At 68.9% G+C, this 26,786-nt stretch carries 27 protein-coding genes; 16 read left to right on the top strand and 11 right to left on the bottom strand.

The features are described from left to right. The first annotated feature begins 17 nt into the window (after window positions 1–17). The gene (alaC, locus tag AC3WOE_RS17370) at window positions 18–1,238 is read left to right on the top strand and encodes an alanine transaminase (protein WP_492692190.1); all 1,221 of its coding nucleotides are present in this window, start codon (window positions 18–20) and stop codon (window positions 1,236–1,238) included. 89 nt (window positions 1,239–1,327) lie between these two features. Then, window positions 1,328–1,957 (top strand): phosphoglycolate phosphatase, encoded by a 630-nt coding sequence (gene gph, locus AC3WOE_RS17365; RefSeq protein ID WP_492692188.1) that lies wholly within the window; start codon window positions 1,328–1,330, stop codon window positions 1,955–1,957. Window positions 1,958–2,084: 127 nt separating this feature from the next. Here gph and AC3WOE_RS17360 read toward each other — a convergent pair whose 3' ends face one another. Further along, on the bottom strand, window positions 2,085–2,696 hold the full coding sequence (locus AC3WOE_RS17360) for a chalcone isomerase family protein (RefSeq protein ID WP_492692186.1): 612 nt from the start codon (window positions 2,694–2,696) through the stop codon (window positions 2,085–2,087). A gap of 271 nt (window positions 2,697–2,967) precedes the next feature. Here AC3WOE_RS17360 and trpE point away from each other — a divergent pair, with 271 nt between their 5' ends. The 6 genes from trpE (at window position 2,968) to AC3WOE_RS17330 (ending at window position 8,775) form a co-directional block, all read left to right on the top strand. Continuing rightward, entirely contained in the window at window positions 2,968–4,455 is a 1,488-nt protein-coding gene (gene trpE, locus AC3WOE_RS17355; protein WP_492692184.1) for an anthranilate synthase component I, read from the top strand. Further along, window positions 4,456–5,040: an anthranilate synthase component II gene (locus tag AC3WOE_RS17350; RefSeq protein ID WP_492692182.1), complete on the top strand. Its 585-nt coding sequence runs from the start codon at window positions 4,456–4,458 to the stop codon at window positions 5,038–5,040. Continuing rightward, on the top strand, window positions 5,037–6,089 hold the full coding sequence (gene ltaE / locus AC3WOE_RS17345; RefSeq protein ID WP_492692181.1) for a low-specificity L-threonine aldolase: 1,053 nt from the start codon (window positions 5,037–5,039) through the stop codon (window positions 6,087–6,089). The genes AC3WOE_RS17350 and ltaE overlap by 4 nt, the downstream gene beginning before the upstream one ends. 1 nt (window position 6,090) lies before the next feature. Continuing rightward, the gene (gene trpD / locus AC3WOE_RS17340) at window positions 6,091–7,125 is read left to right on the top strand and encodes an anthranilate phosphoribosyltransferase (protein ID WP_492692180.1); all 1,035 of its coding nucleotides are present in this window, start codon (window positions 6,091–6,093) and stop codon (window positions 7,123–7,125) included. Next, entirely contained in the window at window positions 7,125–7,916 is a 792-nt protein-coding gene (gene trpC, locus AC3WOE_RS17335; RefSeq protein WP_492692178.1) for an indole-3-glycerol phosphate synthase TrpC, read from the top strand. Before trpD ends, trpC begins: the two co-directional genes overlap by 1 nt. Before the next feature lie 172 nt (window positions 7,917–8,088). After that, on the top strand, window positions 8,089–8,775 hold the full coding sequence (locus tag AC3WOE_RS17330) for a uracil-DNA glycosylase (protein ID WP_492692177.1): 687 nt from the start codon (window positions 8,089–8,091) through the stop codon (window positions 8,773–8,775). A 6-nt stretch (window positions 8,776–8,781) separates the two neighbouring features. Here the strand turns inward: AC3WOE_RS17330 and AC3WOE_RS17325 are convergent, their stop codons facing one another. Then, on the bottom strand, window positions 8,782–9,864 hold the full coding sequence (locus tag AC3WOE_RS17325; protein WP_492692176.1) for a DUF1176 domain-containing protein: 1,083 nt from the start codon (window positions 9,862–9,864) through the stop codon (window positions 8,782–8,784). A gap of 217 nt (window positions 9,865–10,081) precedes the next feature. Here AC3WOE_RS17325 and AC3WOE_RS17320 point away from each other — a divergent pair, with 217 nt between their 5' ends. After that, window positions 10,082–10,228: a hypothetical protein gene (locus AC3WOE_RS17320; RefSeq protein WP_492692175.1), complete on the top strand. Its 147-nt coding sequence runs from the start codon at window positions 10,082–10,084 to the stop codon at window positions 10,226–10,228. A 28-nt stretch (window positions 10,229–10,256) separates the two neighbouring features. Here AC3WOE_RS17320 and AC3WOE_RS17315 read toward each other — a convergent pair whose 3' ends face one another. Further along, window positions 10,257–11,189 (bottom strand): LysR family transcriptional regulator, encoded by a 933-nt coding sequence (locus AC3WOE_RS17315; protein WP_492692173.1) that lies wholly within the window; start codon window positions 11,187–11,189, stop codon window positions 10,257–10,259. A gap of 83 nt (window positions 11,190–11,272) precedes the next feature. On the opposite strand from AC3WOE_RS17315, the gene AC3WOE_RS17310 reads away from it, so the two are divergent. From AC3WOE_RS17310 to AC3WOE_RS17295, 4 genes are all read left to right on the top strand, one after another. Further along, window positions 11,273–12,058 carry an alpha/beta hydrolase fold domain-containing protein gene (locus AC3WOE_RS17310; RefSeq protein WP_492692172.1) on the top strand — a complete coding sequence of 262 codons (786 nt, stop codon included), beginning with the start codon at window positions 11,273–11,275 and terminating at the stop codon, window positions 12,056–12,058. A gap of 22 nt (window positions 12,059–12,080) precedes the next feature. Further along, the gene (locus AC3WOE_RS17305; protein ID WP_492692170.1) at window positions 12,081–13,286 is read left to right on the top strand and encodes an efflux RND transporter periplasmic adaptor subunit; all 1,206 of its coding nucleotides are present in this window, start codon (window positions 12,081–12,083) and stop codon (window positions 13,284–13,286) included. A gap of 75 nt (window positions 13,287–13,361) precedes the next feature. Further along, window positions 13,362–16,586, top strand: coding sequence for an efflux RND transporter permease subunit (locus AC3WOE_RS17300; RefSeq protein WP_492692168.1), 3,225 nt, complete (start codon window positions 13,362–13,364; stop codon window positions 16,584–16,586). A gap of 8 nt (window positions 16,587–16,594) precedes the next feature. After that, window positions 16,595–17,989: an efflux transporter outer membrane subunit gene (locus tag AC3WOE_RS17295; RefSeq protein WP_492692166.1), complete on the top strand. Its 1,395-nt coding sequence runs from the start codon at window positions 16,595–16,597 to the stop codon at window positions 17,987–17,989. Here the strand turns inward: AC3WOE_RS17295 and AC3WOE_RS17290 are convergent. From AC3WOE_RS17290 to AC3WOE_RS17280, 3 genes are all read right to left on the bottom strand, one after another. Beyond that, window positions 17,970–18,644, bottom strand: coding sequence for a GNAT family N-acetyltransferase (locus AC3WOE_RS17290; protein ID WP_492692164.1), 675 nt, complete (start codon window positions 18,642–18,644; stop codon window positions 17,970–17,972). The genes AC3WOE_RS17295 and AC3WOE_RS17290 overlap by 20 nt on opposite strands. Continuing rightward, complete coding sequence (locus AC3WOE_RS17285; protein ID WP_492692162.1) at window positions 18,641–19,117, bottom strand: MarR family winged helix-turn-helix transcriptional regulator; 477 nt, start codon at window positions 19,115–19,117, stop codon at window positions 18,641–18,643. Before AC3WOE_RS17285 ends, AC3WOE_RS17290 begins: the two co-directional genes overlap by 4 nt. A 158-nt stretch (window positions 19,118–19,275) precedes the next feature. Further along, window positions 19,276–19,479 (bottom strand): hypothetical protein, encoded by a 204-nt coding sequence (locus AC3WOE_RS17280; RefSeq protein WP_056266871.1) that lies wholly within the window; start codon window positions 19,477–19,479, stop codon window positions 19,276–19,278. 167 nt (window positions 19,480–19,646) lie between these two features. On the opposite strand from AC3WOE_RS17280, the gene AC3WOE_RS17275 reads away from it, so the two are divergent. After that, complete coding sequence (locus tag AC3WOE_RS17275) at window positions 19,647–20,207, top strand: thymidine kinase (protein ID WP_492692161.1); 561 nt, start codon at window positions 19,647–19,649, stop codon at window positions 20,205–20,207. A gap of 81 nt (window positions 20,208–20,288) precedes the next feature. Here AC3WOE_RS17275 and AC3WOE_RS17270 read toward each other — a convergent pair whose 3' ends face one another. The 3 genes from AC3WOE_RS17270 to AC3WOE_RS17260 form a co-directional block, all read right to left on the bottom strand. Next, window positions 20,289–20,525, bottom strand: a complete 237-nt coding sequence (locus tag AC3WOE_RS17270; protein ID WP_056266878.1) for a hypothetical protein — start codon at window positions 20,523–20,525, stop codon at window positions 20,289–20,291. A 95-nt stretch (window positions 20,526–20,620) separates the two neighbouring features. Further along, entirely contained in the window at window positions 20,621–21,382 is a 762-nt protein-coding gene (locus AC3WOE_RS17265) for an enoyl-CoA hydratase/isomerase family protein (protein WP_492692159.1), read from the bottom strand. Continuing rightward, window positions 21,379–22,416 carry a hypothetical protein gene (locus AC3WOE_RS17260; protein WP_492692157.1) on the bottom strand — a complete coding sequence of 346 codons (1,038 nt, stop codon included), beginning with the start codon at window positions 22,414–22,416 and terminating at the stop codon, window positions 21,379–21,381. The genes AC3WOE_RS17265 and AC3WOE_RS17260 overlap by 4 nt, the downstream gene beginning before the upstream one ends. 130 nt (window positions 22,417–22,546) lie before the next feature. On the opposite strand from AC3WOE_RS17260, the gene AC3WOE_RS17255 reads away from it, so the two are divergent. Then, on the top strand, window positions 22,547–24,202 hold the full coding sequence (locus AC3WOE_RS17255; protein WP_492692156.1) for an alkaline phosphatase family protein: 1,656 nt from the start codon (window positions 22,547–22,549) through the stop codon (window positions 24,200–24,202). Here AC3WOE_RS17255 and AC3WOE_RS17250 read toward each other — a convergent pair. Both AC3WOE_RS17250 and AC3WOE_RS17245 read right to left on the bottom strand, forming a co-directional pair. Next, the gene (locus tag AC3WOE_RS17250) at window positions 24,192–24,833 is read right to left on the bottom strand and encodes a hypothetical protein (RefSeq protein WP_492692154.1); all 642 of its coding nucleotides are present in this window, start codon (window positions 24,831–24,833) and stop codon (window positions 24,192–24,194) included. The two genes, AC3WOE_RS17255 and AC3WOE_RS17250, sit on opposite strands and share 11 nt — an antisense overlap. A 24-nt stretch (window positions 24,834–24,857) precedes the next feature. After that, window positions 24,858–25,655: a head GIN domain-containing protein gene (locus AC3WOE_RS17245; RefSeq protein ID WP_492692153.1), complete on the bottom strand. Its 798-nt coding sequence runs from the start codon at window positions 25,653–25,655 to the stop codon at window positions 24,858–24,860. 130 nt (window positions 25,656–25,785) lie between these two features. Here AC3WOE_RS17245 and ypfJ point away from each other — a divergent pair, with 130 nt between their 5' ends. Further along, complete coding sequence (gene ypfJ / locus AC3WOE_RS17240; RefSeq protein ID WP_492692151.1) at window positions 25,786–26,667, top strand: KPN_02809 family neutral zinc metallopeptidase; 882 nt, start codon at window positions 25,786–25,788, stop codon at window positions 26,665–26,667. The last annotated feature ends 119 nt before the right edge of the window (window positions 26,668–26,786 follow it).

Raw genomic sequence — 26,786 nt, 5'->3', positions numbered from 1 at the left:
GCTTACGTACACCGCCAATGACTGCTTCCTCTTCCGCCTCCGGCGGCAAGCGCCGTTTCGCGCGCATCGACCGCCTCCCGCCCTACGTCTTCAACATCACGGCCGAGCTCAAGCTCGCGGCCCGCCGGCGTGGCGAGGACATCATCGACATGAGCATGGGCAACCCCGACGGGGCCACGCCGGCCCACATCGTCGCCAAGCTCACCGAGGTCGCCCAACGGCCCGACACCCACGGCTATTCGGCCAGCAAGGGCATCCCGCGCCTGCGCCGCGCCATCTCGCACTGGTACCAGCGCCGCTATGGCGTCGACATCAACCCCGACACCGAAGCCATCGTCACCATCGGCTCCAAGGAGGGCCTGGCCCATCTGATGCTGGCCACGCTGGACCGCGGCGACACCGTGCTGGTGCCCGACCCCAGCTACCCCATCCACATCTACGGCGCCGTCATCGCCGGTGCCGACATCCGCGCCATACCGGTCAGCAGCGAGGTGGACTTTTTCGCCGAGCTGGAGCGCACCATCCGCGGCAGCTACCCCAAGCCCAAGATGATGGTGTTCGGCTTCCCGTCGAACCCGACGGCGCAATGCGTGGACCTGGCCTTCTTCGAGCGCGTCGTGGCCCTGGCCAAGAAGCACGACATCCTCGTCGTGCACGACCTCGCCTATGCCGACATCGTCTACGACGGCTATGTGGCGCCGTCCATCATGCAGGTGCCCGGCGCCAAGGACGTGGCGGTCGAGTTCTTCACGCTGAGCAAGAGCTACAACATGGCCGGCTGGCGCGTCGGTTTCATGGTCGGCAATCCCGACCTCGTCGCGGCCCTGGCCCGCATCAAGAGCTATCACGACTACGGCACCTTCACGCCGCTGCAGGTCGCGGCCATCGCCGCGCTGGAGGGCGACCAGCAGTGCGTGCAGGACATCGCCGCCAGCTACCAGCGCCGCCGCGACGTGCTCTACAAGGGCCTGACCGAAGCCGGCTGGGCGGTCGACTGCCCCAAGGCCAGCATGTACATCTGGGCCCGCATCCCCGAGCCCTACCGCGAACTGGGCTCGCTGGAATTCGCGCGCCAGCTGCTGGAGAAGGCCAAGGTCTGCGTGTCGCCCGGCATCGGCTTCGGCGACCATGGCGACGGCCATGTGCGCTTCGCCCTGATCGAGAACGAGTCGCGCATCCGCCAGGCGGTGCGCGGCATCAAGGCCATGTTCAAGGCCGACGGGCTGCTGAAGCCATGAGCCCCGCACGGCCGCCCCAAGGGGCTCAGCTCCCGCTTGGCGGGACAGCGCGCAGCGCGAAGGGTGCCGCGATTCGCCCGCAAGCCTGCATGCTCGACCTCGACGGCACCCTGGTCGACACCCTGGGTGACTTCGTCGCCGTGCTGGACCGGGTGCTGTCCGAGCTCGGCCTGCCCAAGGTCACGCGTGACTTCGTCGAGCACACCATCGGCCGCGGCAGCGAGCATCTGGTGCGCACCACGCTGGCTGCGGCCGGCGGCGAGCCGGCGCTATTCGACCGGGCCTGGACGCTCTACCAGCGTCACTACGCCGAGGTGAATGGCGAATACGCCGCCGTCTACCCGGGCGTCGTCGAGGGGCTGGAGACGCTGAAAGCCCTGGACCTGCCGCTGGCCGTGTTGACCAACAAGCCGGGCGCCCCGGCGCGCGAGTTGCTGCGGCGCAAGGGCCTGGACGGGTATTTCACCCATGTCTTCGGCGGCGACGCCTTCGAGCGCAAGAAGCCCGACCCGCTGCCGCTGCTCAGGACCTGCGAGGCACTGGGGCAACCGCCCTCAGCGACCTGGATGGTGGGCGACTCGCGCAACGACGCCGAGGCCGCCCGCGCGGCGGGCTGCCCCCTGGTGCTGGTGACCTATGGCTACAACCATGGCGAGGACATCCTCGCCGTGCCGGCGCTGCAACACATCGACCGTCTCGACGAGATCACGCTGGACTGAGCCGTCCCCTCGGGGGCTGAGGCCGGACACATGGCACCCGGTGAGCGGCATACGCCTGCCGCAGCGCGGTCTGCAAGACCGACCAGGCGCGCCCGCGTTCAGCGTGGCGCGACTGGACGAGGGGGGGTCAGTTCCCGCGGCGCGACTTCTTGGAGACGCCGAGCAGGGCGTCCTTCAGCGCGTCGTCGGCCGGCTTGTCGCCCAGCCAGATGCGCAGCAGGCAGCTGAAGAACTCGGGCTCCTTGATGGGCTCGGCCATCAGCGGCTTGCCATTGAGCAGCAGCGTGGAACCAATGCCCGGTACATAGTCGACCGAGAAGCTGTCGCCGCTGTTCAGCTGCTTGCGGCTGGCGAAGACTTCGCTGAGCTTGAGCACGCCGTTGATGGACTTGACGAACTCGTCGCGCGGGGCATTGGCCTCCATGCCCTTGGTGAAGAGCTTGCCCAGCTCATTGCCGTCGATCTCGCGCAGCATGCTGATATGGATGCGCTTGGGCCCAGGCGCCGCCAGCACTTCGGCCGTCGTGCCGGCCTTGTGGGTCAGGTAGAGCCCGGCCGTGTAGACCTTGACGACGAACTTGTAGCGCACGCCGGCGCCGTTGAGCACCAGCTTCTGGCCCGCCAGGTCCATGGCCGTCTCGTACTTCACATTGGCCACTTCGACCGTTTCCGCCCAGGCCGCTGTCGCTCCCCCCAGACTGCCAACGGCCACCAGGGCCGCGACGATGAATGCGCGCATGTCTCGCTCCATTGTTCTGCCGCGATGGCGGCATCTTCGTGAGCCGAAGTATGGCGCGTCATGCTGAAAACCCGACTGATACACTGACCACATCATGTTCATCACGCGGAAGTACATCACGGGGTCGAGCGACCGGGGAGCCTGGCCCTGGCGTCGCTGGTCAACCCTGGCCTGATGTCGCTTGGCGCGCCCTGACGCGCAAATTCCGCGTTGCCCGTGGTCCATCGGGCTGCACGCCAAGCCCTGAAACTTGTCTTTCAAGGTTTGAGACGTGATCACTGAACTCGAATTCCAGAGCCTCGCTTCCGAGGGCTACAACCGCATCCCGCTCATCAGCGAGGCCTTTGCGGATCTCGAAACCCCGCTGTCCCTCTATCTCAAACTCTGCGCCGGCGCCGGCCAGGGCCGCAACAGCTTCCTGCTGGAGTCCGTCGTCGGCGGCGAGCGCTTCGGGCGCTACTCCTTCATCGGCCTGCCGGCGCGCACGCTGATCCGGGCCACCGGCCACCTCAGCGAGGTCGTCACCGACGGCAGCGTCGTCGAGACGCATGAAGGCAACCCGCTGGACTTCATTGCGGCCTATCAGGAGCGCATCAAGCCCAGGATCCCGGCCGGCCTGCCGCGTTTCTGCGGTGGCCTGGCGGGCTATTTCGGCTACGAGGCGGTGCGCGCCATCGAGAAGAAGCTGGACCGCCAGCACCCGGGCGAGAGCCTGGGCACGCCGGACATCGTGCTGCTGCTGTCCGAGGAAGTCGCCGTCATCGACAACCTCTCGGGGCGCCTCTACCTCATCGTCTGGGCCGATCCGCGCCAGCCCGAGGCCTATTTCCGCGCCAAGAAGCGCCTGTCCGGCCTGCGCGACAAGCTGACCTACTCGGTCAGCGTGCCGCGCGTGCAGCGCAGCGAGGCCCACCCGGTGACGCGCGGGTTCGCCAAGGCCGACTACCTGGAAGCCGTCGCCAAGGCCAAGGAATACATCGCCGCCGGCGACCTGATGCAGGTGCAGGTGGGCCAGCGCATCTCCAAGCCCTACAAGGCCGAGCCGATCGCGCTGTACCGGGCCCTGCGGGCGCTGAACCCCAGCCCCTACATGTACTTCTACGACCTGGGCGACTTCCAGATCGTCGGCGCCAGCCCCGAGATCCTGGTGCGCGAGGAGCACATCGGCGACGGCAGTCGCAAGGTCACCATCCGCCCGCTGGCCGGCACCCGCCCCCGCGGCGCGACGACGGAGCGCGACCTGGCCCTGGAAGCCGAGCTGCAGGCCGACCCCAAGGAGCGCGCCGAGCACCTGATGCTGATCGACCTGGCGCGCAACGACATCGGTCGCATCGCCCGCACCGGCAGCGTCAAGGTGACCCAGGCCTTCACCATCGAGCGCTATTCCCACGTCATGCACATCGTCTCCAACGTCGAAGGCGTGCTGCGCCCCGAGGTCGGCCAGCTCGACGTGCTGAAGGCCACCTTCCCCGCCGGTACGCTGACCGGCGCACCCAAGGTGCGCGCCATGGAGCTCATCGACGAGCTGGAGCCCGTGCAGCGCGGCATCTACGGCGGCGCCTGTGGCTATCTCAGCTTTGCCGGCGACATGGACCTGGCCATCGCCATCCGCACCGGCATCATCAAGAACGGCACCCTGTATGTGCAGGCGGCGGCCGGCGTCGTCGCCGACTCGGTGCCGGAGCTCGAATGGCAGGAGACGGAAGCCAAAGCCAGGGCGCTGCTGCGCGCCGCCGAACTCGTCGAGGAGGGCTTCTAAATGCTGCTGATGATCGACAACTACGACAGCTTCACCTTCAACATCGTCCAGTACTTCGGTGAACTGGGCGCGGAGGTGAAGGTGGTGCGCAACGACGAGATCACCGTGGCCGAGATGGCGGCGATGAACCCGGATCACATCGTCTTCTCGCCCGGCCCCTGCACGCCCACCGAGGCGGGCGTCTGCGTGGAAGCCATCCAGCACTTCATCGGCAAGAAACCGCTGCTCGGCGTGTGCCTGGGCCACCAGGCCATGGGCCAGGCCCTGGGCGGCAAGATCATCCGCGCGCAACGCCAGATGCACGGCAAGGCCAGCACCATCACGACCGACCAGCGCGGCGTCTACACCGGCCTGCCCAAGGACTTCTCCGTCATCCGCTACCACTCCCTCGTCATCGAGGAAGCGAGCTGCCCGGCGGTGCTGGAGATCACCTCGCGCAGCGACGACGGCGAGATCATGGGCGTGCGCCACCGCGAGCTGGCCGGCACGGCCACGCCGATGGAAGGCGTGCAGTTCCATCCCGAGTCCATCCTCAGCGAGCATGGCCACGCGATGCTGCGCAACTTCCTGGAGCTGAAGCCATGAGCGACTACGCACCGGGTTCCGGCGGCAGTGGCGGTGACGGCGTGGTGGACCTGCGCAGCGACACCGTCACCAAGCCGACGCCGGCCATGCTGGAGGCCATCAAGGCTGCCAAGGTCGGCGACGACGTCTTCGGCGACGACCCCACCGTCAACGCGCTGCAGGAGCGCGTGGCCGCGCTGTTCGGCAAGGAGGCCGCCCTCTTCATGAGCAGCGGCACGCAGAGCAATCTCTGCGGCCTGCTGGCCCATTGCGGCCGTGGCGACGAATACATCGTCGGCCAGCTCGCCCACACCTACCGCTACGAAGGCGGCGGCGCGGCCGTGCTGGGCAGCATCCAGCCCCAGCCCTTGCCCAACCAGCCCGATGGCAGCCTCAAGCTCGAGGACATCGCCGCGGCCATCAAGCCCGACGACCCGCACTTCGCGCGCACGCGGCTGCTGGCCCTGGAGAACACCTGGAGCGGCAATGTGCTGCCCGCCAGCTACACGACCGACGCCTGCGAGCTGGCCCATTCGCGCGGCCTGTTCACGCATCTGGACGGCGCCCGCCTGTTCAACGCCGCGGTCGCCTCGGGCCGCACGGTGACCGAGCTGGCCCGCCATTTCGACTCGGTCTCCATCTGCTTCAGCAAGGGCCTGGGCGCGCCCATAGGCTCCATGCTGGTGGGCAGCAAGGAAGTCATCGCCCGCGCCCATCGCATCCGCAAGATGGTGGGCGGCGGCCTGCGCCAGGTCGGCCTGCTGGCCGCGGCGGCCGATTACGCGCTGACCCATCACGTCGAGCGGCTGGCGCAGGACCACGCCCTGGCCAAGCGCTTGGCCGAGGGCCTGGCCGCCCTGCCCGGTGTCACGGTCACGCCACCGCAGACCAATATCGTCTTCGCCCAGGTCAGCGACGGCCGCACGCCGGCGCTGCTGGAGCATCTGAAGTCCCGCGGCGTGCTGGCCACCGGCATGATCGGCCTGCGCTTCGTGACCCATCTGGACGTCGATGCCGCCGGCATAGCCCATGCCATCGCTTCCGCTCGTGAATTCTTCGAGAAGGCCTGATATGCCGATCACCGACACCGAAGCCCTGACCCGCGTCATCGAGCACCGCGAGATCTTCCACGACGAGATGCTGACGCTGATGCGCCGCATCATGGCCGGCGAGATGTCGCCCGTCATCGCGGCCGCCCTGCTGACCGGCCTGCGCGTGAAGAAGGAAACCATCGGCGAGATCACCGCCGCGGCCCAGGTCATGCGCGAGCTGAGCAACAAGGTGCCGCTCGGCCCCCTGCCCCACCTCGTCGACGTCGTCGGCACCGGTGGCGACGGCGCGCACAGCTTCAACATCTCGACCTGCTCGATGTTCGTCGCTGCCGCGGCCGGCGCCCAGGTGGCCAAGCATGGCAACCGCAGCGTCAGCAGCAAGACCGGCAGCGCCGACGTGCTGGAAGCCCTGGGCGCCAACATCCAGCTCAGCCCCCGCGCCGTGGCGGCCTGCCTGGACGAATGCGGCATCGGCTTCATGTTCGCGCCCAACCACCATCCGGCGATGAAGAACATCGCGCCGGTACGCCGTGAGCTCGGCGTGCGCACCATCTTCAACATCCTGGGCCCGCTGACCAACCCGGCCGGCGCGCCCAACATCCTGATGGGCGTCTTCCACCCCGACCTCGTCGGCATCCAGGTGCGCGTGCTGCAACGCCTGGGCGCCGAGCACGCCCTGGTTGTCTACGGCAAGGACGGCATGGACGAGATCTCCCTCGGCGCGACGACGCTGGTCGGCGAGTTGAAGGACGGCGCCGTGCGCGAGTACGAGATCCACCCGGAAGACTTCGGTATGGCCATGGCCAGCAACCGCAGCCTCAAGGTCGACAACCCCGAGCAGTCGCGCGAGATGCTGATCGGCGTGCTGGACGGCAGCGCCGGCCCGGCGCGCGACATCGTGCTGCTGAATGCCGGCGCGACGTTGTATGCGGCCAATGTGGCGCCGTCCTTGAGCGATGGCATCAGCCGCGCGCGCGCCGCCCTGGACAGCGGCGCGGCCCGCGCCAAGCTCGATGCCTTCGTCAAGCAGACCAAGGCGCTGGGGAAGAGCTGATGGCCGACATCCTCAAGAAGATCGTCGAGGTCAAGTGGGAAGAGATCGCCGCGGCCAAGGCCAGGCGCTCGCTGGCTTCGCAGCGTGAAGAGGCCGAAGCCCGCAAGGGTGAACAGCTGGGCTTCGAGCGCTCGCTGCGCGCAAGCATCGCGGCGGGCCACGCCGCCGTCATCGCCGAGATCAAGAAGGCCAGCCCCAGCAAGGGCGTGCTGCGCGAGGACTTCCAGCCCGGCCTGATCGCCGAGAGCTATGCCCGCAATGGCGCGGCCTGCCTCAGTGTGCTGACCGACGAGCGCTTCTTCCAGGGCTCGGCCGCCTATCTGCGCGAAGCCCGCGCCGCCTGCGAACTGCCGGTGCTGCGCAAGGACTTCATGGTCGACGAATACCAGGTCATGGAAGCCGGTGCAATGGGCGCCGACTGCATCCTGCTGATCGCCGCCTGCCTGGCCGACTCGCAGATGGCCGACCTCGAAGCCGCGGCACACGCGCTGAACCTCGATGTCCTCGTCGAAGTGCACGACGGCGAAGAGCTGGACCGCGCGCTGAAGCTGAAGACGCCGCTGGTCGGCATCAACAACCGCAATCTGCGTACTTTCGACGTGACGCTGGACACGACGCTGGGCCTGCTGCCCCGCGTGCCGGGCGACCGCCTGCTGGTGACCGAGTCCGGCATCCTCGGCCAGGCCGACGTGAAGCGCATGCGCGAGGCCAACGTGAACGCCTTCCTCGTCGGCGAGGCCTTCATGCGCGCGCCGGACCCCGGCCAAGCCCTGGCAACATTGTTCGGATGACGCCGCCCCTCGCCCAACCTCGCATCGCTGAACGCGAGCGAGTCTGGTCGGTCCCCCGAGGGGACGGCGATGCTTGCGGCATCGAGCCGCAAGCACATCGCCCAAGGCGGGCCGGCTAGGGAGCGGCCCGGCGCTCGGCCCGCAAATTCCACAGCCACCATGGACAACTGAGATGAGGTTGCCTCTCGAGCTCCCCGACACCGACTGGCGCCCCGTCGTCGACGCCTGGGCTGCCAGCCCCGTGGGCCAGAAGTTGTTGGCCTATCTGGCCGAGCGCCACGCGGCCGGTGCCACCATCTACCCGCCCGAGCCGCTGCGCGCGCTGACACTCACGCCGCTGGCCAACACCCGCGTCGTCATCCTCGGCCAGGACCCCTATCACGGCCCCGGCCAGGCCGAGGGCCTGAGCTTCAGCGTGCCCGAGGGCGTGCCCTTCCCGCCCAGCCTGCGCAATATCTTCAAGGAGATCCAGCGCGACCTGGGCAAGCCCTTCCCGCCCACCGGCAGCCTGGTGCGCTGGGCCGAAGGCGGCACGCTGCTGCTGAACGCCGTGCTGACGGTGGAAGACGGCCAGGCCGCCAGTCATGCCAACCGCGGCTGGGAGGTGCTGACCGACGCGCTGATCAAGGCCGCCGCGGAAGACCCCGCCCCCAAGGTCTTCATGCTCTGGGGCAGCTACGCCCAGGCCAAGGCGCCGCTGATCGAGGCCGCCCGCCAGGACCATCTGGTGCTGAAGGCCAACCACCCCTCGCCGCTGTCGGCCCTGAAGCCGCCGCGCCCCTTCATCGGCTGCGGCCACTTCTCGACGGCCAAGGCCTGGCTGGAAGAGCGCGGCCGCGGCGCGCCCAAGCGGAGCTGAAGCCACTCAGCGCCCGGCGGGAATGACCGCCGTCACGAGCGTGGGCAGCTCCCACGCCCCACCGGCGCCTATGCCCCGGCACATGCCCGAGTCCCACACCGAGGTCGGCACGAAGGCCGCACCATCCCAGGTCCAGGCCTGGTGCCACCAGCAGTCGCCCACACCACGGCCCTTGAGGTCCGACCTGATGACACCAGCGCCATATTCCGTGCCGCTGTAGGTCACCAGGACGGGCGCGAAGGACGCGTCGTCGTTGACGACCCACAGGCCCGAGCTGCCGTTGTAGCCACCGCGCGCGCAGACGACGGAGACCAGCAGCTTGTCCCGGTTCAGGCGCTGAACCGAGAGCTCCGCCGCGCTGAAGCCTGCATCGAAAAGGGGGCAGCGGTCCTTGTCGGGGCCTGAAGCCTGCAGCGCACGCAGCAGCAGCTGCGCCTGCTTCGCATTGAAGCTGACGGACCGGTCGAACGTGGCCGCCGCCTGCACGACAGGCGCCGCCAGCGCCTGGATCACCCTGGCCTCGTCGTTCTCGCCGAAATCGACCAGAGCGCCCCAGGTGCCGACCCGGCCCTGGAACTCGTCCATCTTCAGCAGCACGGCCGTGGCGCCGCGGTTGGACAACACCCATTCGTTGTCGCCCGCCTTCCAGACGATGCGGCCCGTGCCGACCAGGGCCTGCAGCAGGCTCTCGGTCTGCTCGGTGTTCAGCGCCAAGCCGTCGGAGTCCGGCACCCAGGTGATCGTGCCCAAGGCGCGGCCGTCGACGGACATGCTCAAGGAGCTGCCTTCAGCCAGCTTCGCCGCGCGGGATTCGTCGCTCCAGTGGGCCAGCTTGAGCCAGGCCGTGACCGGCTGGCGCGCCCCGGCCTTGCGGGTCAGCAGCACCGAAACGCCGGTCGCGTAGTCCGCATCGTCCGCTTGATAGCCGGCCGCCCGGCAGGTGCCGGTGTTGTCGCAGGCCAGCTGCCAGTCCTTGTGCGAGAACGACAGGCCGCCTTCGGGCGGCTGCGCACAGGCCGCGAGCGTCACGAAGGCGAGCGCGATGGCAAGAACAATGGCGAGGACCGTGGTCCAGCGGCTGGAAGACATGGGGAATCGGGGCTGTTCGACAGGCCCCCATGTCACCGCGTCGGCCCGGAAGTTTCCAGACCGCGCCGCGGAGACTTCCTTCCGCACGGCCGGATTGTTCCGCTGGCTGCAACTCGCCGTTCTATTGCGCCCGCTTTTTCTATTTGCGCGCAATTCCTACAGTGACAACCTATCGGCACACCCCATCAACAACAGGGGGCCGACCAGGAGAGTCACCATGAACACCCGATCCTTTTCCACGCTGATCACCGCCACGACGGCCGTCGTCGCGCTGGCGGCGGGCATGCTGCTGGCGATCGGCGCCCCCGCCGATGCCGACCTGAGCCAGACCGTCGTGGCAAACGCCCAGGCCGACAAGGCCTGAGCGTTTCGTCGCCCGGTCCTGCCTCGCCTCAGTCGTTGCAGCGCAGCTTCACGCCGCCCATCGCCTCACGGCCAATCAGCTCCACGACCCAGTCGACGAACACCCGCAGCTTGCTGCTGAGGTGGCGGTTGGGCGGATAGACCACATAGACGGGCACCGGATCGGCGTCCCAGTCTTCCAGTATCCGTACCAGCTCGCCCTTCTTCAGCAGCGGCCCGGCCATGAAGCAGGTCACCTGCACCACGCCCAGATGGGCCAGGCCGGCGTTCAGATAGGCATTCGCATCGTTGACCGCAATGATGTGGTTGCCAGCCACCTCCACCTCGTCATCGCCGCGCCGGAAGGTGTCGGACATCACCTTGCCGGTGCGCGCCGAGAAATAGCCCACCATGCGGTGCGGCGACTGCGTCAGCTCCAGCGGATGGGCGGGCGTGCCATGGCGGCGCAGGTATTCCGGCGTCGCGCAGGTGATGAAGCGGAATTCGCCGATGCGCCGCGCCACCAGGCTCTGGTCGGTCAGCTCACCGCCGCGGATCACGCAGTCGATGTTGTCGCTGATCAGGTCCACCGTGCGGTCGCTGACGCCCAGTTCGATCTGGATGTCCGGGTACTTCGCATAGAAGTCCGGCAGGTGGGGAATGATCATTTCACGGCCGACAACACCGGGCACATCGATGCGGATGCGGCCGCGCGGCGTCATGCGTGCCTGGTTCATGCTGCCTTCCAGCTCGTCCAGATCGGACAGCAGCCGCATGGCGCGCTCGTAGTAGGCGGCGCCGTCGGGCGTCACCGTCACGCGCCGCGTCGTGCGGTTCAGCAGCTTGGTGCGCAGATGGGTTTCCAGCGTCTGGATCAGGCGGGTGACGGTGGCCTTGGGCAGGTCCAGGGAGTCGGCAGCCTTGGTGAAGGTGCCGGCCTCGACGACCCGGACATAGGCTTGCATCGCGGAGAGTCGGTCCATGCCCTCATTGTTTCATGTGAAGGAAAAGTGAGTCACCTGAAGGGGCGTTTATCCCAAAGCCATTGATGCTTATCTTTCGGTCCATGGACAAGATCGCCTCCCCTGCCACTTTGCGCCTCGGCCCCGCGCCGGGTCTGGTGGCCCAGGTCTACACGGCGCGCCGCCCGCTGGAAGGCGGTGACCGCGCCCTGCTGCTGTGGCTGCACGGCGGCAGCTTCACCGAGGGTTCCGTGGATGCAACCAAGGCCCGCGGCGAGATGCTGGCCCAGGCCGGCGCCGACGTCGTCGCGCTGGAGTACCCGCTGGCGCCCGAACACCCCTTCCCGGCCGGTCTGAGCGCCGCCTTCGAGGCCCTGCAGGCCCTGGCCGCCAAGCCGGCCAGGCTGACGGGTTCAGCCCACACGGCCCTGTTCGTCGCCGGCGAGGAAGCCGGCGGCAATCTCGCAGCGGCCCTGGCCCTGATGGCACGCGACCAGCATGCCCCCAAGCTTGCCGGCCAGCTGCTGATTTCGCCGATGCTGGATCCCCACCTCGGCAGCGCCTCCATGCGCGAAGGCGAATGCGGTGGCTGCGAATGCATCTATGCCAAGGGCTGGCAGGCCTATCTGGGCGGCAGCACCCGCGCCGACCACCCCTACGCCGCGCCGCTGAACGCCAGCCGCCTCAGCGGCCTGGCGCCCGCCCTCATCCTCAGCGCCGCCGGCCATCCGCTCAATGACGAGTCGCGCCGCTATGCCGCTGCCTTGCGCGAACAGGGCGGCACGGCCCGCGACCTGACCCTGCCGGCCGTCGCCCCCGGCTATGCGCTCAATCCCATCCACGAGTTCCTGCGCGAGGCGGCCCGCCGCGCGCTGTCGCTTCCTGCCTGAACACCCTCGGAGAGAAATCAAAATGCAGTCCACCCCTCGTTTCAACCGTCGTGCCGGCCTGATCGCCGGTGCCGCCGCCCTCGTCGCCCTGGGCGCCGTCGGCTTCGCCCAGTTCGGCTCGGGCCCGGCCCTGGCCAACTCCGGCCCCGCCGCGCCCCAGGCCACGCCGGTTTCGGTCGCCCAGGTCGTCAGCCAGGAGGTCTCGGCCTGGAACGAGTTCTCCGGCCGCCTCGAAGCCGTGGAGCGCGTCGACGTGCGAGCCCGCGTGTCGGGCGCCGTGCAGGCCGTGCACTTCCGTGAAGGCAGCCTCGTCAAGGCGGGCGACCTGCTCGTCACCATCGACCCCGCGCCCTACCAGGCCGAGGTCGCCCGCGTGGAAGCCCAGGTGGCCGCCGCCCAGGCCCGCGTGAACTACACGCAAAGCGAACTGGCGCGATCCAAGGCCTTGCTGGAGGAGCGCGCCGTCGCCAAGCGTGATTTCGACGAACGCGACAACGCGGCTCGCGAGGGCGCTGCCAATCTGCGCGCCGCCCAGGCCGCGCTGCAGACGGCCCAGCTCAACCTCGGCTACACGCAAGTGCGTGCCCCGGTGGCCGGCCGCGTCGGCAAGATCGAGGTGACGCAAGGCAACCTGGTCGCTGCCGGAGCGGGCGCACCGGTGCTGACGACGCTGGTCTCGGTCAGCCCCATTTACGCCAGCTTCGATGCCGACGAGAAGATCGTCAGCGGTGCGCTGGCCAACCTGCCGGCCGACCGCCGCGGCATGGAGAAGATTCCCGTCGAGATGGCCAATGGCGCCGACTCGCTGACCGGTCGCCTGCAACTGGTGGACAACCAGGTCGACGCCAAGAGCGGCACCCTGCGCGTGCGCGCCGTCTTCGACAACAAGGACGGCCGTCTGCTGCCGGGCCAGTTCGCCAAGCTGCGCATGGGCCAGGCCAAGAACGAGGCTGCCTTGCTGGTCAACGAGCGCGCCGTCGGCACCGACCAGGACAAGCGCTATGTCATCGTCGTCGGCGAGGGCAACCAGGCCGAATGGCGCGGCGTGACCCTGGGCGCCAACGTCAACGGCCTGCGCGTCGTGACCAGCGGTCTCAAGGGCGGCGAGCGTGTCGTCGTCGGCGGCGTGCAGCGGGTCAGACCGGGCTCGCTGCTCGCGCCCAAGGACGTCGCCATGGACGCCAAGCCCGAGCTGGCCGCACAGCAGTCCAGCGCCAAGAACTCCTAAGCCCTTCCCTCACAGAAACCCCGCCTGGCGGGCCGGTTCAGCCGGCCTGCGGGCGGTGTGCTGCCGGAGCACTTCATGAATCTCTCCAAATTCTTCATCGACCGCCCCATTTTTGCGGGCGTGCTGTCGCTGCTGATCTTCATCGGCGGCCTGCTGTCGATCCGCGCGCTGCCGATCTCGGAATACCCCGACGTCGTGCCGCCCTCGGTCGTCGTGCGCGCCCAGTACCCGGGCGCCAACCCCAAGGTCATCGCCGAGACGGTGGCCACGCCGCTCGAGGAAGCCATCAACGGCGTCGAGGACATGCTCTACATGAGCAGCCAGGCGACCACCGACGGCCTGATGACGCTGACCGTCAGCTTCAAGCTCGGCACCGACCCCGACAAGGCCCAGCAATTGGTGCAGAACCGCGTCTCGCAGGCCGAAGCCCGCCTGCCCGAGGAGGTCAAGCGCCTGGGCGTGACGACGGTCAAGAGCAGCCCCGACCTGACCATGGTCGTGCACCTGACCTCGCCCAACGGCCGCTATGACATGACCTATCTGCGCAACTACGCGCTGCTCAACGTCAAGGACCGCCTCGCGCGCATCCCCGGCGTGGGCCAGGTGCTGATGTTCGGCTCGGGTGACTATGCGATGCGCGTCTGGCTGGACCCGCAGAAGGTCGCCGAGCACGGCCTGTCGGCCAGCGATGTGGTGGCCGCCATCCGCGGCCAGAACGTGCAGGCCGCGGCCGGCGTCGTCGGCGCTTCGCCGGGCCTGCAGGGCGTGGACCTGCAGCTGTCCGTCAACGCGCAAGGCCGCCTGCAGACGGCCGAGGAGTTCGGCGACATCATCGTCAAGAGCGGCGCCAACGGTGCCGTGACGCGCCTGCGCGATCTCGGTCGTGTCGAGCTCGGCGCCAGCGAATACGCGCTGCGCTCGCTGCTGGACAACAAGCAGGCCGTCGCCGTGCCCATCTTCCAGGCCCCCGGCGGCAATGCCCTGGACATCTCGGCCAATGTGCGCGCCGCGATGGAAGACCTGAAGACGGCCATGCCCGAAGGCGTGGACTACACCATCGTCTACGACCCGACGCAGTTCGTGCGCGCCTCCATCGAGTCCGTCATCCACACGCTGCTGGAAGCCGTGGCCCTGGTGGTGCTGGTCGTCATCCTGTTCCTGCAGACCTGGCGCGCCTCCATCATCCCGCTGCTGGCCGTGCCGGTGTCCATCATCGGCACCTTCGCCGTCATGCACGGCTTCGGTTTCTCCATCAACGCACTGAGCCTGTTCGGCCTGGTGCTGGCCATCGGCATCGTCGTGGACGACGCCATCGTGGTGGTGGAGAACGTGGAGCGCAACATCGCCTCGGGCTTGTCCCCGCGTGAAGCGACCTACCAGGCCATGCGCGAGGTCTCGGGTCCCATCATCGCCATCGCGCTGACGCTGATCTCGGTCTTCGTGCCGCTGGCCTTCATCACCGGCCTGACGGGCCAGTTCTACAAGCAGTTCGCGCTGACCATCGCCATCTCGACGGTGATCTCGGCCATCAACTCGCTGACGCTGTCGCCGGCCCTGGCCGCCATGCTGCTGAAGGACCACCACGCCCCCAAGGACGCGCTGACCCGCGGCATGGACGCCGTGCTGGGCCGCTTCTTCGGCGGTTTCAACCGGCTGTTCTCGAGCGGCTCCGCCAAGTACGGCAGCGGCGTGAAGACGCTGATGTCGCGCAAGACCGTGATGATGGTCGTCTACCTGGCCCTCGTCGCGGCCACGGCCGGCCTGTTCAAGGCCGTGCCCGGCGGCTTCGTGCCCGGCCAGGACAAGCAATACCTGATCGGCTTCGCCCAGCTGCCCGACGGCGCCACGCTGGACCGCACCGAGGACGTCATCCGCCGCATGACCGACATCACGCTGAAGACGCCGGGTGTCGAGCACGCGGTGGCCTTCCCCGGCCTGTCCATCAACGGCTTCACCAACAGCTCGAGCTCGGGCATCGTCTTCGCGACGCTCAAGCCCTTCGACGAGCGCAAGAGCAAGGACCTGTCGGCCGGCGCCATCGCGGGCAAGCTGAATGCCCAGTACGGCGCCATCGAGGACGCCTTCATCGTCATGTTCCCGCCGCCGCCCGTGCAGGGCCTGGGCACGACGGGTGGCTTCAAGCTGCAATTGCAGGACCGCGGCGGCCTCGGCTACGAGGCGATGGACCAGGCGCTCAAGGGCTTCATGGCCAAGGCCTACAAGACGCCCGAACTGGCCGGCCTTTTCTCGAGCTACCAGGTCAATGTGCCGCAGCTGTTCGCCGACCTCGACCGCACCAAGGCCCGCCAACTGGGCGTGGCCGTGACGGACGTGTTCGACACGATGCAGATCTACCTCGGCAGCCTGTACGTGAACGACTTCAACAAGTTCGGCCGCACCTACTCCGTGCGTGTGCAGGCGGACGCCGCCTACCGCGCCCGCGCCGAGGACATCGGCGCGCTGAAGGTGCGCTCGGCCTCGGGCGAGATGGTGCCGCTGTCGGCGCTGATGAAGGTCACGCCCAGCTTCGGCCCCGAGCGCGCGCTGCGCTACAACGGCTTCCTGTCCGCCGACATCAACGGCGGGGCCGCCCCCGGCTTCTCGTCGGGCCAGGCCCAGGCCGCCGTCGAGCGCATCGCCGCCGAGACCCTGCCCCCGGGCATCGGCTATGAATGGACCGACCTGACCTACCAGGAAAAGATCGCCGGCAATTCCGCCGCCTGGGTCTTCCCGCTGGCCATCCTGCTGGTCTTCCTGGTGCTGGCCGCGCAGTACGAAAGCCTGACCCTGCCCATCGCCATCCTGCTCATCGTGCCCATGGGCTTGCTGGCCGCGATGACGGGCGTGTGGCTCAGCCACGGCGACAACAACGTCTTCACGCAGATCGGTTTGATCGTGCTGGTCGGCTTGTCAGCGAAGAACGCCATCCTGATCGTCGAGTTCGCCCGCGAGCTGGAGTTCGCCGGCCGCACACCGGTACAGGCCGCATTGGAAGCGGCACGGCTGCGGCTGCGCCCCATCCTGATGACGTCGATGGCCTTCGTCATGGGCGTGCTGCCCCTGGTGCTGAGCAGTGGCGCCGGCGCCGAGATGCGCCAGGCCATGGGCGTGGCGGTGTTCGCCGGAATGATCGGCGTGACCTTGTTCGGCCTGTTCCTGACGCCGCTGTTCTACGTCATCGTGCGCCGCCTCACGGGCAATGCACCCCTGCGCCACCACGGTGGCCAGGTGGCCGCGCCCGCAGCTCCCACGCAGCCCGTCGCTCCCGTGATCGACGCCCTGCCGCAACGAGGAAAGTGATCGATATCATGAAATTGAACCTGACCCCACTTTTTGCCGCCCTGCTGCTGGCCGGCTGCGCTTCGGTCGGCAGCGTCGACCCGTCGCAGCTGCCTCAGGCTCCGGCCGCCTACAAGGCCCAGTCCGCAAACGGATCAACTGCGCTGACCACCAGCTGGTGGCAGCCCTTTGCCGACCCGGTGCTGGACGACCTCGTCGGCCGCGCCATGGCCGCCAACACCAGCGTGCAGGCCGCCACCGCGCGGCTGACGCAGGCCCGCGCGGCCCTGGGCTCGGCTCAGGCGGCCCGCCTGCCGCAGGTCGGCGTGTCGGCCGGTGCCGGCCGCTCGTCCACGCCGGGCCAGCTCGCGCCGCAACCCGCGAACCAGTACAGCGCCGGCCTGAACCTGGCCTATGAGCTGGACCTGGGCGGCCGCCTGCTGCACGAGCGCAATGCCGCCGCGCTGGACGTGCGAGCCCGCGAGCAATTGCTGGCCGACGCCCGCCTGCTGGTGCAGGCCAATGTCGCCCGCGGCTATCTCGCGCTGCGCGCCCTGGACACCGAGCGTGACATCGTGCGCGACACCGTGGCGGCCCATGGCGAAACGCTGTCGCTGACCGAGAAGCGCGCCCGCGCCGGTGACGTGGCCGACCTGGACCTGGCCCGCGTGCGCGCCGAGCTGGCCGCCAACGAGGCCGAGGCCCTGGCCCTGGACCGCCGCCGCGTCGAGCTGGAGACGGCCCTGGCCGTGCTCGTCGGCGAGGCGCCGTCCAACTTCAGCCTGAAGCCCACGACGTGGACGACGGCCCTGCCCACCGTGCCGGCCGGCCTGCCTTCCGAGCTGCTGCAACGCCGCCCCGACCTGGCCGCTGCGCGCAGCCAGCTCGAGGCCGCCCAGGCCCGCGTCGGTGAGGCCCGCGCCGCGTGGTGGCCCAGCCTGTCGCTGACAGCCCAGGGCGGTGGCGTGTCCAACGAGTTGTCCAACCTGCTGAGGAGCGGCGCCAGCACCTGGGGCATCGGCCTGCTGGGCGCGCTGCCGATCTTCGACGGCGGTCGCCGCGAGGCAGGCGTCAACGCGGCCAAGGCGCAGATGGAGGGCGAGGCCATCGCCTTCCGCGAGCAGTTCCTGCTGGCGCTGAAGGACGTGGAAGACCAGCTTGGCGCGCTGTCGCTGCTGCAGGCCCAGGGTGAAGCCAGCGCCCGTGCCGTCAGCGCGGCCGGCCAGGCCCTGAAGCTGTCGGACACGCGCTACCGCAACGGCCTCGTCAGCCAGCTCGAGCTGCTGGATGCGCGCCGCAGCGAGCTTGCCAACAAGCGCTCGGCCCTGCAGGTGCGCTCGGCCCAGTACCAGGCCACCGTCGGCCTGATCCGGTCCCTGGGCGGCGGCTGGAGCCCTGACAGCGTCAAGCTGGCTGGCGTTTGAGCACGGCGATATTGAGCGTCGCGCGCTGCACGAAGCCCAGGCTGTCGTAGAGCGCGATCGCGGCGGTATTGCTCGTCCAGGCGTGCAGGAAGGCCTGCTCGCCGCGACGCTGGATGTCGGCCGTCACCGCGGCCGACAACCGCCGCGCCAGACCCCGGCCGCGGAAGTCGGGGTGGGTGCAGACGGCGCTGACCTCGACATGGCCGGGAAAGCGCATGCGCTCCCCTGCCATGGCGGCCAACCGGCCATCGATGCGGATGCCGATGAAGCGGCCCATGGTGTGGGTGCGCGGCAGAAAAGGCCCGGGCTCGGTCAGCGTCGCCAGGGCCAGCATCTCGGCCGCATCGGCGTCACCGAGCAATTCCACGCCCTCATCGGGCTCGAGGCGCTGCTTCGCCATCATCTGCACGCCCAGCGCCTCTTTCACGGGCACCAGGGCCGACGGCACGATGATCGCTGGTACCTGGGCGAGGAAGACGGCGTCGTCACCCGGCTGGACCAGTTCGGCCAGCGCGGCCAGGCTTTCCGGGCTGTCGTCACGCGCAGCGGCGAAGCGGTTGATGTCGGCCTTGAAGCGCCGCGCGCGCTCATCGCCCATCGCCCACTGCGGCTGATGCTGCAGGCTGGCCCAGACGGGGCGGTCGAGATCGGTCATGACGGCACCCTTTGCATCAGCGGTGCTTCGATCAGGGCATCCTCAAGCGCGGCGAGTTGGCTCAGCAAATCGCCTTCCAAGGCCGCACAAGCCTGGGCGACCGCCCCCTCAATGGCGGGCCAGGCCTCGCGCTGGGACCGCTCCACCAGCTTCTGCCCCCTGCCACTGAGACCAACGCGGCGCACGCGCCGGTCTTCCTCTGAAGATTCCGAGCTGATCAGGCCGTCGTCCTCCAGGCCCTTCAACGACCGCGTGACCACCGGCTGGCTGACGCCCACCGCCTGGCTCAGCTCACCCACGCTCAGCGGCCCGAGGCGGTCCAGCGCCGCCAGCAGCGGAAACCAGGCCGCCGGCTGCTCGAAGCCATGCGCGGCCAGCACCGCCTGGGTCTGGGCCTGCAGCGTCTCGCCGATGCGCTTGAGGCGCGTGCCCAGGCTCAGATGACCCAGCTCCCTGACAACGTCCTCGACCACGGCGACTCCTGCAATCCGATATTCATATCATGCTATGCATTGATTCGCGATTTGTCCAGGGCGGAGCAAAACGGGAATTCAGGGGAGACGAGGTCTCAGCCGCGGCGCGCGCGGTGGGTCGGGGCGGCGGCGCCTTGGCGCCGCCTACGACGCTGCGACTAGGGCAAGGTCTTGCAATTGGGCTTGCAGACCACCTCGTTGCGGCCGAGCAGCCGGATGGACTGCAGGCTGGCCGGTGCGCGGTGCTTGCCGCACTTGAAGCAGGAGCGTGTGTGGCCGCTGCCGAGGAAGGGCGAACCGCCGATCTTCGACTGGTAACGCAAGCCATCCTGGCGGACCGCGGTGACGGTGTCTTTGCTCATTCTTCAGACAGGTCGGGACGAAACGTGAATTGACGCACGGCGAAGATGACAGCGCCATCTCGCAAGCCCGAGGTTTTTGACCGAACAGGCAGAAACCTCGGGCTTTCCCCACCCCAATCCGCGGGGTCGGCCAGCGAGGACAATGCCGCTCCGATCAAGAAGACCCCATGGCCAAGCTCTTTTTCCGCTACGCCGCGATGAACGCCGGCAAGTCCACCGCCCTGCTGCAGGTGGCGCACAACTACGAGGAGCGCGGCCACCGCGTGCGCATCTTCACCGCCCGCCTGGACGACCGCTACGGCCACGGCTTCGTCACTTCACGCCTGGGGCCGCAGCGCCAGGTCGAGCAGTTCGACGACAGCACCGACTTCATCGCGCTGATGGACGCGACGCCGGGCATCGCCTGCATCCTCATCGACGAGGCCCAGTTCCTGAACAAGCGCCAGGTGCAGCAGCTGCACGAGATGGCCCATCTGCGCCATCTGCCGGCCATCTGCTATGGCCTGCGCACCGACTTCCAGGGCGAACTCTTCCCCGGCTCGGCCGCGCTGCTGGCCTTGTCCGACGAGATGGACGAGATGAAGACCATCTGCGACTGCGGCCGCAAGGCGACGATGAACATGCGCGTCGACGCCAACAACCGCAAGGTCACCGAGGGCGCCCAGGTCGAGATCGGCGGCAACACTCGCTACCGCTCGGTCTGCGGCCGCTGCTTTCGCCAGGGTTGAATGCAAAGCGCCGCCACGGGCACAGGGCCCGTGGCGGCGTTTGTCTTTCAGTCGCCCCGCGCGAGGCGGGGCTGGCAAGCCTTATTTGGCGGCGATCTGAGCGTCCAGTTCCTTGCAGGATGGCGAGCAGACCGGCTGGGACTTGCCCAGCAGTTTCTTGGACTTGAGCATGGCGCGCGGACGGTGCTTGCCGCAGAGGAAGCAAGACATCGTCGCGGCGCCGAAGGAAGAGGTTGCCGCGAAGGGCGAACCGGGAGCTTTGGAGCGGTAGCGCAGACCATCCGCTTCGATGGTGGTCTTGGTGGTTTCTTTGGCCACGCTGGTCCTGTCGAAGAGTGTTTAAAAGGGGGCGCCGGGTAGAGGCGCAGGCCCCGTATTTTCCACGATGTGGCGAAAGCCCCGGCCTAGGGCTTTCAACCCCCCTTGAATCGCGCCGGTCTTTTGCCCGCCCAGGCCGCCTGGCCCTCGACCAGATCGGCCGAATCGCGGGCGCGCAGGATGTCGGCGGCGAGCCGTTTTTCATCGAGCCGCCCGGCGGCGATGCCGTTCAGATGCTGCTTCATCGGCAGCAGGGCGAGAGGCGCCATGCCCAGCAACTCGTCGGTCAGCGCGGTCAGGGCGGCGTCCAGGGTGTCGACATCGGGCAGCAGCTGGTCCAGATAGCCGCAGCCGAGCAGGGCCGGTGCGTCCAGCGTGCGTCCCGCCAGCAGCACCTGCTTGGCCGTGGCCAGGCCCAGGCGGTTGACGAAGCGCTGCATGCCGCCGGCATAGAAATGCAGGCCGATGCGCGATGCCGGCACGAACATCTCGCAGGCCGGCACGCCGAGGCGGAAATCGCAGGCCAGGGCCAGATCGGCCGCGCCGCCGTAGACGCCGCCATGCAGACGGGCGATGGTGATGGGCCGCGCCGCCTCGAGGGCATCGGCCAGTTCGCCGAAGCGCGCGCCGGCATCGATGGCCCCCAGGGCGCTCAGGTCGAAACCGCTGCAGAAGTGCTTGCCCTCGCCGACCAGCACGAGGACGCGCACGGTCTCATCGGCATTCACCGCCTCGATGAGGCCGCGCGAGCTGCCCAGGTCCCCGACGGCCAGCCGGTTGGCCTGGCGCGGCCGGCGCAGCGTGATGCGGGCGACGCCGGCGCCCACCTCCAGCAAAGGTGCCTGCCCGCTCGTCACGCGCGCCGCCTCGCCACCCGGCCTTGCAACGCATAGCCGGCGCTGAAACGGGCCCGCCGTGCGTCACGCTCCAGGTCCAGCAATTCGCGCAGCATCCGCGCCTGGGCCGGCCTCAGCCCGGTGTCGCGATCCAACACGAGTTCGGCGACCAGGTCCCAGTCGGCATCCAGGTCGGCCGACCACAGCCTGGCTTCGTCGGGCAAGTCAGGAAGCAACTGCTGCAGGGCAGCGGCAGTGGTCTCGGCCGCCACCAGGGCGGCCAGTTCCGGCCAGCGGCCCAACGGCATCTCCGACGGCTGGGGCGGCCAGATCGCGCACAGCCACTGCGGGGCATGGCTGTCGACCTGCGGGCCACTGGCCGTTTGCAGCAGTTCCTCGCTCGCGCCGCCGACCTGCCGCGCCAGTGCCGTCCAGGCCCCGGCCTGCCAATGTGCCAGCAGGCGCGGGTCGGGTTCCGGCCAACGTGGCGTGAGCGCGGCCATGTCCAGCGCGGGCATCTCGACGACCGCCGGCGGTGGGGCCACCTGCGGCAACTCGATATCGGCGACGAGGGACTGCGGATCGGGATCGGGCGGCGGAGCGACATGGAAATCCAGCACCGGCGCCTCGACGTCTGTCGACGCGGCGGGTGCGGCCTCCACGACCTGGGCCTCCTCCGTGAAGGCAGGCCAGGAGGCTTCATCGGGAAGCGGTACATCGACGCTCGCCTCGACCGGCAGCGGCGCAGGCGGGGACGTTTGCACATCAGCCTCGATGACGGCGACGCGCCGCCGCGCCGGTTCGGCCAGCTCGATGTCCTCGACATCCCGCATCTCGTAGCCCCGCGCCTTCAGTCGCGCCATCTTGGCCTCGTCCGGTGCCGAACCGGCGCGCAGCAGGGCCCGCAATTCCAGGTCCAGTGGCGCCGGGGCCGGCGGCCGCCAGCCGTCGAGCAGATGGGTGGGATCGAAGCCTCCGGGCTCGGGGCTGATCAGCGGCGGCGGGGCTTGCTTCGACCCGGCCCGCAGCAGTGCATCCAGCGCCAGTTCGGGCAATCCGGCAGGCGCGGGCGGGCGCCAGCCGTCCAGTGCATGGGTGGGGTCGAAGGCGTCCGTCTCTGGCATGGCTTTACAAGCCAGACATTGTGACGACGTAAGCTCGCGGGCTCACTGTCACAAAAACGTCATGTTTCAAACTCGCCGTCGCCTGCTGAGCCTGGCTCTCGCTGCTGTTGCCCTGTCCGCCTGCAGCACGACCCCGCCCCCTGCCGCGGCGCCGCAGAACAAGCCCAAGCTCGTCGTCCTCGTCGTCATCGACGGCCTGCCGATGCGCCAGGTGACCGGCTATCGCGACCAGCTCGGCGCCGACGGCTTTGCCCGCTTCCTGGACCATGGGCGCTGGTTCGCCAATGCCCACTACGGCCACGGCCACACGGTCACGGCGGCCGGCCACTCCGTGATGCTGTCCGGCGCCTACCCGCAGCGCAGCGGCATCATCAGCAACGAATGGCGCGACCCGGTGACCGGCGAGGCCGTCTACAACACCGGCGACGCGGCCTACCAGTACATCGACAGCCCGACGGCGCCGCTGTCCGGCACCAGCCCGCGCAACCTCAAGGTCGAGACCCTGGGCGACGTGCTGCGCACGGGCTCGCCGGCGTCCAAGGTCATCGGCATCTCGGGCAAGGACCGCGGCGCCATCCTGCCGGCCGGCCACAAGGGCACGGCCTATATGTACATGACGGAGACGGGCCGTTTCGCCTCCAGCACCTACTACATGCAGGCCCATCCGCAATGGGTGACGGACTTCAATGCCGGCAAGCCGGCCGACGCCTTCTTCCAGAAGACCTGGGCCCCGCTTTTGCCTGAGTCGGCCTACGCCCGCTCGGTGCCGGACGGCCAGTTCTGGCAGATCGCCAGCGGCAACGGCAACAAGCTGCCCGCTGTCATCGGCGACAAGATGGACGCGCCCGGCCCGCGCTTCTACGGCAATCTGCTGGCCTCGCCCTTCGGTGACGAACTGACGCTGGCCTTCGCGCGCGCCGCGGTCAGGAACGAGAAGCTGGGCCAGCGCGGCGTGCAGGACATCCTGTCGGTCAGCCTGTCCAGCCACGACTACATCAACCACGCCTTCGGACCGGAGTCGCGGCTGTCGCACGACCACACCCTGCACCTGGACCGCCATCTGCAGGCCTTCTTCCAGTTCCTGGACCAGGAAGTCGGCGCCGGCAACTACGTGCTCGCGCTGACGGCCGACCATGGCTTCACCGACACGCCCGAGTGGGCCGCCACCCAGGGCCGCGACGCCGGCCGCTTCACCAACGGCCCGTCACTGGCCGCCGTGAATGCAGGTCTGGCCACCAAGTTCGGCGTGGACAAGCTGGCCTGGAGCTTCTCCGCCTCCGGCCTGCTGCTCAACGAGAAGCTGGCCGCCGACAGGGGCCTGAAGTTCACCGACGTGGAAGCCGCCGCCCGCGACGAGCTGCTGAAGCTGCCGGGCGTGGAAGCCGTCTTCACCCGGGAACAGCTGCTGGGCAACGACAAGACGACCCCGTATCTGGAGGCCATGCGCAAGTCCTATGACCCGACCCGCGCCGCCCAGCTGCAGATCGTGCTGAAGCGCGGCTGGATCTTCAGCTACCGCCCCGGCGGCAGCACCCACGGCAGCCCGCACGACTACGACACCCATGTGCCCCTGCTGTTCTGGGGACCGGGCTATGTCGGCCAGGGCGAGATGAAGGAAAGCGTCGAGATCGCCGACCTGGCGCCGACGCTGGCGGGCCTCGCCGGCCTGCGTGCGCCGGCCCAGGCCCAGGGCCGGGATCTGAAGCTCAAGCCCTAGCGATCAGGACCGCGGCCGATTCGCCCCAGACCGCCTCGGTCAGCGCGACCGCCCCGAGGCGCTCGCCCAGCGCCGCGGCCTGGGCCGGGCCGGTGGACGGCAGCATGACCAGCACCCGTCCGTCATCCAGCCGCATGCAGCCATCCTCGCCGCGGATGCGGGCCAGCAACTCCGTCGGGTCGGCCGTCGGCGCCAGGGCGGCCACCGACAGCGGCCAGGCGCGGGAGTCGGCCAGCAGCGCCTGCAGCAGTTCCAGGCCGGCCTGGGCCGACAGCAACTGGCCCGTCAGGGGGCGGGGCCGTGCCAGCGCGCTGATGTCGACGCCGGTCAGCGCCAGGCGGCCATCCGGCAGGCGTTGTTCCACCCACCACAGCCGCCGACCATCGCGCCAGGCCTGTTCGTAGCCGCGCTGGGCCATGCGGCTGCGGCGCTCCGGCATCTCGGCGGGACCGCAGCTGCCGTCGCGCGCCGCCTCGAGCATGTCGCCCCAGGCTGGCGCCGCCTGCGCGTCCAGGCCCCAGGCCTGGCGGTAGGCGGCGTTGGCACGCAGCAGGCGATCGTCCGCGTCGAAGAGGGCCAGCAGCAGCGGGCCCTCGGTCAGCGCCTGCCACCAGAGGTCGTCTTCGGTCACGGCCCGATTCTGGGCCGCCGGGGCCTATCTGCGGCTGATCTCGCCCGAGCCGCTGACGCTTTGACGCAACTGCGGCCGGCCGGCATAGCTCAGGTCGCCGGAACCGCTCAGTTGGACGTCCAGCTGTTCGGTGACGCCGATCGACACATCGCCCGAACCGCTGATGCCGACCTTGGCGGTCCGGCCGGCCAGGGCCCGCGCGTCGACATCGCCCGATCCGCTGACCGACCAGCTCTGCTGATCGGCGCGACCCGCCAGCCGCACATCGCCCGAGCCGCTGATGCTGACGTTCAGGTCCTTGAGCTCGACCAGGCCGAAATGCACATCGCCGGAGCCGATGACGTTCAGGCTGAGGCTGTCCGCCTTGAAGCGCTCGGCGCTGAGGTCGCCCGAGCCGTTGACCGCGATGGACTGCAGGGCGCGGGCGTCGACGCGCACCATCGGTGCCGAACGTGTCGTGAAGCCGGCGTCGCGCTTCATGCGCACGACCAGGGCGTCGCCCTCGACGACGGTCTCGATCAGGGGCTCGATGTTGTCGTCGGCCAGGACGGTGGCCTGATCGCTGCCGGCCTGGGCCAGCCTGACGTCGAAAGGCCCGTCGATGCGCAGCTTGCTGAAGGCGCCCAGGGCCCGCGCCTTCTCGACCTTGACGCCCGAACCCTTGATGCGGTTCCTGCCGCTGCCGTAGTCCATCGGGCCGCTGAAATGGGCCGACCAGCCGTCGGACTCCTTCTTGATGCGCAGATGCCAGTCGTTGTCGCCACCGGCCATGGCGGTACCGCAGGCGGCGGCGATCAGGATCAGGAAGGCGAGGCGTTTCATGGGGGCGGCTCCCGGTTCGGTCGAATGACGGCAGTCTGTCCGACAGCCTGGCGCGGCGCCGCTTCCGGGCGACAGACTGCATTTCCGCGGGCATGGGCCGTAGGATGGACCGATCTGCAGGAGAACCGACATGAAGATGGATGGTCAGCGCGAGAGCGACAACGTCGAGGACGTGCGCGGCAGCGGCGGCGGTGGCGGCCTGCCGATCGGCGGAAGACATATCGGGCTGGGCGGCATCGTGGTCGCTTTGCTCGCCTCCTGGATATTCGGCGTCAACCCGCTGACGGTGCTGGGGCTGCTGGACGGCGGTGGCGGTGGTGGCGGCGCGCCTTCCGTGCAGTCCGGCGCCCCCGCCGAGCACCATCCCAAGGACCCCGGCGCCGTATTCGTCAGCCGGGTGCTGGCGGACACCGAGGACGTCTGGGGCGCCTACTTCCAGCGTTCCGGCCAGCAATACCCCCCACCCAAGCTCGTCATCTTCCGTGATCGCTGGCCCACCGGCTGTGGCACCGGCGACGCCGCCGCCGGCCCGTTCTACTGTCCTGCGGACCGCAAGGTCTATATCGATCTCGGCTTCTACGACATCCTGCGCCAGCGGCTCGGCGCACCGGGCGACTTCGCCCAGGCTTACGTGATCGCCCACGAGGTCGGCCACCACCTTCAGAACCTGATGGGCACGACCGAGAAGCTGGACCGCGCGCGCGGCCGCGTTTCGGAGCGCGACATGAATGCGATGAGCGTCAGGCTGGAACTGCAGGCCGACTGCTTCGCCGGCGTCTGGGCAAATTTGTCGCAGCGCAGCAAGGGCTGGCTGGAGCAGGGCGACATCGAGGAGGCACTGAATGCCGCCGCCCAGATCGGCGACGACACCCTGCAGAAGCGCTCCCGCGGCACCGTCGTGCCGGAGAGTTTCACCCACGGCAGCAGCGCCCAGCGGGTGCGCTGGTTCAAGCGCGGCCTGGACGCCGGTGATCTGAAGGCCTGTGACACCTTTTCGTCAGCCGCCCTCTAAGTCCCCCATTCGGGCCCACCCAATCAAGGGGGCGCCAGATGGCCCCCAAAAGGCTTTGTGTGAAACACTCCCATCCAAACCGCCGAGCCCTCCCGTAGCATCGGCCCGCCCTGAAGCCC

The organism is Roseateles sp. FW305-36 (assembly GCF_058787015.1).
Note: the sequence above shows the minus strand (reverse complement) of the source record. Positions and strands in the feature narration are given on the sequence as shown.

Excerpts from the sequence above, each read along its gene's own strand:
- alaC (WP_492692190.1), top strand. The coding sequence starts at position 18 with ATGACTGCTTCCTCTTCCGCCTCCGGCGGCAAGCGCCGTTTCGCGCGC.
- gph (WP_492692188.1), top strand. The coding sequence starts at position 1,328 with ATGCTCGACCTCGACGGCACCCTGGTCGACACCCTGGGTGACTTCGTC.
- AC3WOE_RS17360 (WP_492692186.1), bottom strand. The coding sequence starts at position 2,696 with ATGCGCGCATTCATCGTCGCGGCCCTGGTGGCCGTTGGCAGTCTGGGG.
- AC3WOE_RS17350 (WP_492692182.1), top strand. The coding sequence starts at position 4,456 with ATGCTGCTGATGATCGACAACTACGACAGCTTCACCTTCAACATCGTC.
- ltaE (WP_492692181.1), top strand. The coding sequence starts at position 5,037 with ATGAGCGACTACGCACCGGGTTCCGGCGGCAGTGGCGGTGACGGCGTG.
- trpD (WP_492692180.1), top strand. The coding sequence starts at position 6,091 with ATGCCGATCACCGACACCGAAGCCCTGACCCGCGTCATCGAGCACCGC.
- trpC (WP_492692178.1), top strand. The coding sequence starts at position 7,125 with ATGGCCGACATCCTCAAGAAGATCGTCGAGGTCAAGTGGGAAGAGATC.
- AC3WOE_RS17330 (WP_492692177.1), top strand. The coding sequence starts at position 8,089 with ATGAGGTTGCCTCTCGAGCTCCCCGACACCGACTGGCGCCCCGTCGTC.
- AC3WOE_RS17325 (WP_492692176.1), bottom strand. The coding sequence starts at position 9,864 with ATGTCTTCCAGCCGCTGGACCACGGTCCTCGCCATTGTTCTTGCCATC.
- AC3WOE_RS17320 (WP_492692175.1), top strand. The coding sequence starts at position 10,082 with ATGAACACCCGATCCTTTTCCACGCTGATCACCGCCACGACGGCCGTC.
- AC3WOE_RS17315 (WP_492692173.1), bottom strand. The coding sequence starts at position 11,189 with ATGGACCGACTCTCCGCGATGCAAGCCTATGTCCGGGTCGTCGAGGCC.
- AC3WOE_RS17310 (WP_492692172.1), top strand. The coding sequence starts at position 11,273 with ATGGACAAGATCGCCTCCCCTGCCACTTTGCGCCTCGGCCCCGCGCCG.
- AC3WOE_RS17305 (WP_492692170.1), top strand. The coding sequence starts at position 12,081 with ATGCAGTCCACCCCTCGTTTCAACCGTCGTGCCGGCCTGATCGCCGGT.
- AC3WOE_RS17300 (WP_492692168.1), top strand. The coding sequence starts at position 13,362 with ATGAATCTCTCCAAATTCTTCATCGACCGCCCCATTTTTGCGGGCGTG.
- AC3WOE_RS17295 (WP_492692166.1), top strand. The coding sequence starts at position 16,595 with ATGAAATTGAACCTGACCCCACTTTTTGCCGCCCTGCTGCTGGCCGGC.
- AC3WOE_RS17290 (WP_492692164.1), bottom strand. The coding sequence starts at position 18,644 with ATGACCGATCTCGACCGCCCCGTCTGGGCCAGCCTGCAGCATCAGCCG.
- AC3WOE_RS17280 (WP_056266871.1), bottom strand. The coding sequence starts at position 19,479 with ATGAGCAAAGACACCGTCACCGCGGTCCGCCAGGATGGCTTGCGTTAC.
- AC3WOE_RS17275 (WP_492692161.1), top strand. The coding sequence starts at position 19,647 with ATGGCCAAGCTCTTTTTCCGCTACGCCGCGATGAACGCCGGCAAGTCC.
- AC3WOE_RS17255 (WP_492692156.1), top strand. The coding sequence starts at position 22,547 with ATGTTTCAAACTCGCCGTCGCCTGCTGAGCCTGGCTCTCGCTGCTGTT.
- AC3WOE_RS17245 (WP_492692153.1), bottom strand. The coding sequence starts at position 25,655 with ATGAAACGCCTCGCCTTCCTGATCCTGATCGCCGCCGCCTGCGGTACC.
- ypfJ (WP_492692151.1), top strand. The coding sequence starts at position 25,786 with ATGAAGATGGATGGTCAGCGCGAGAGCGACAACGTCGAGGACGTGCGC.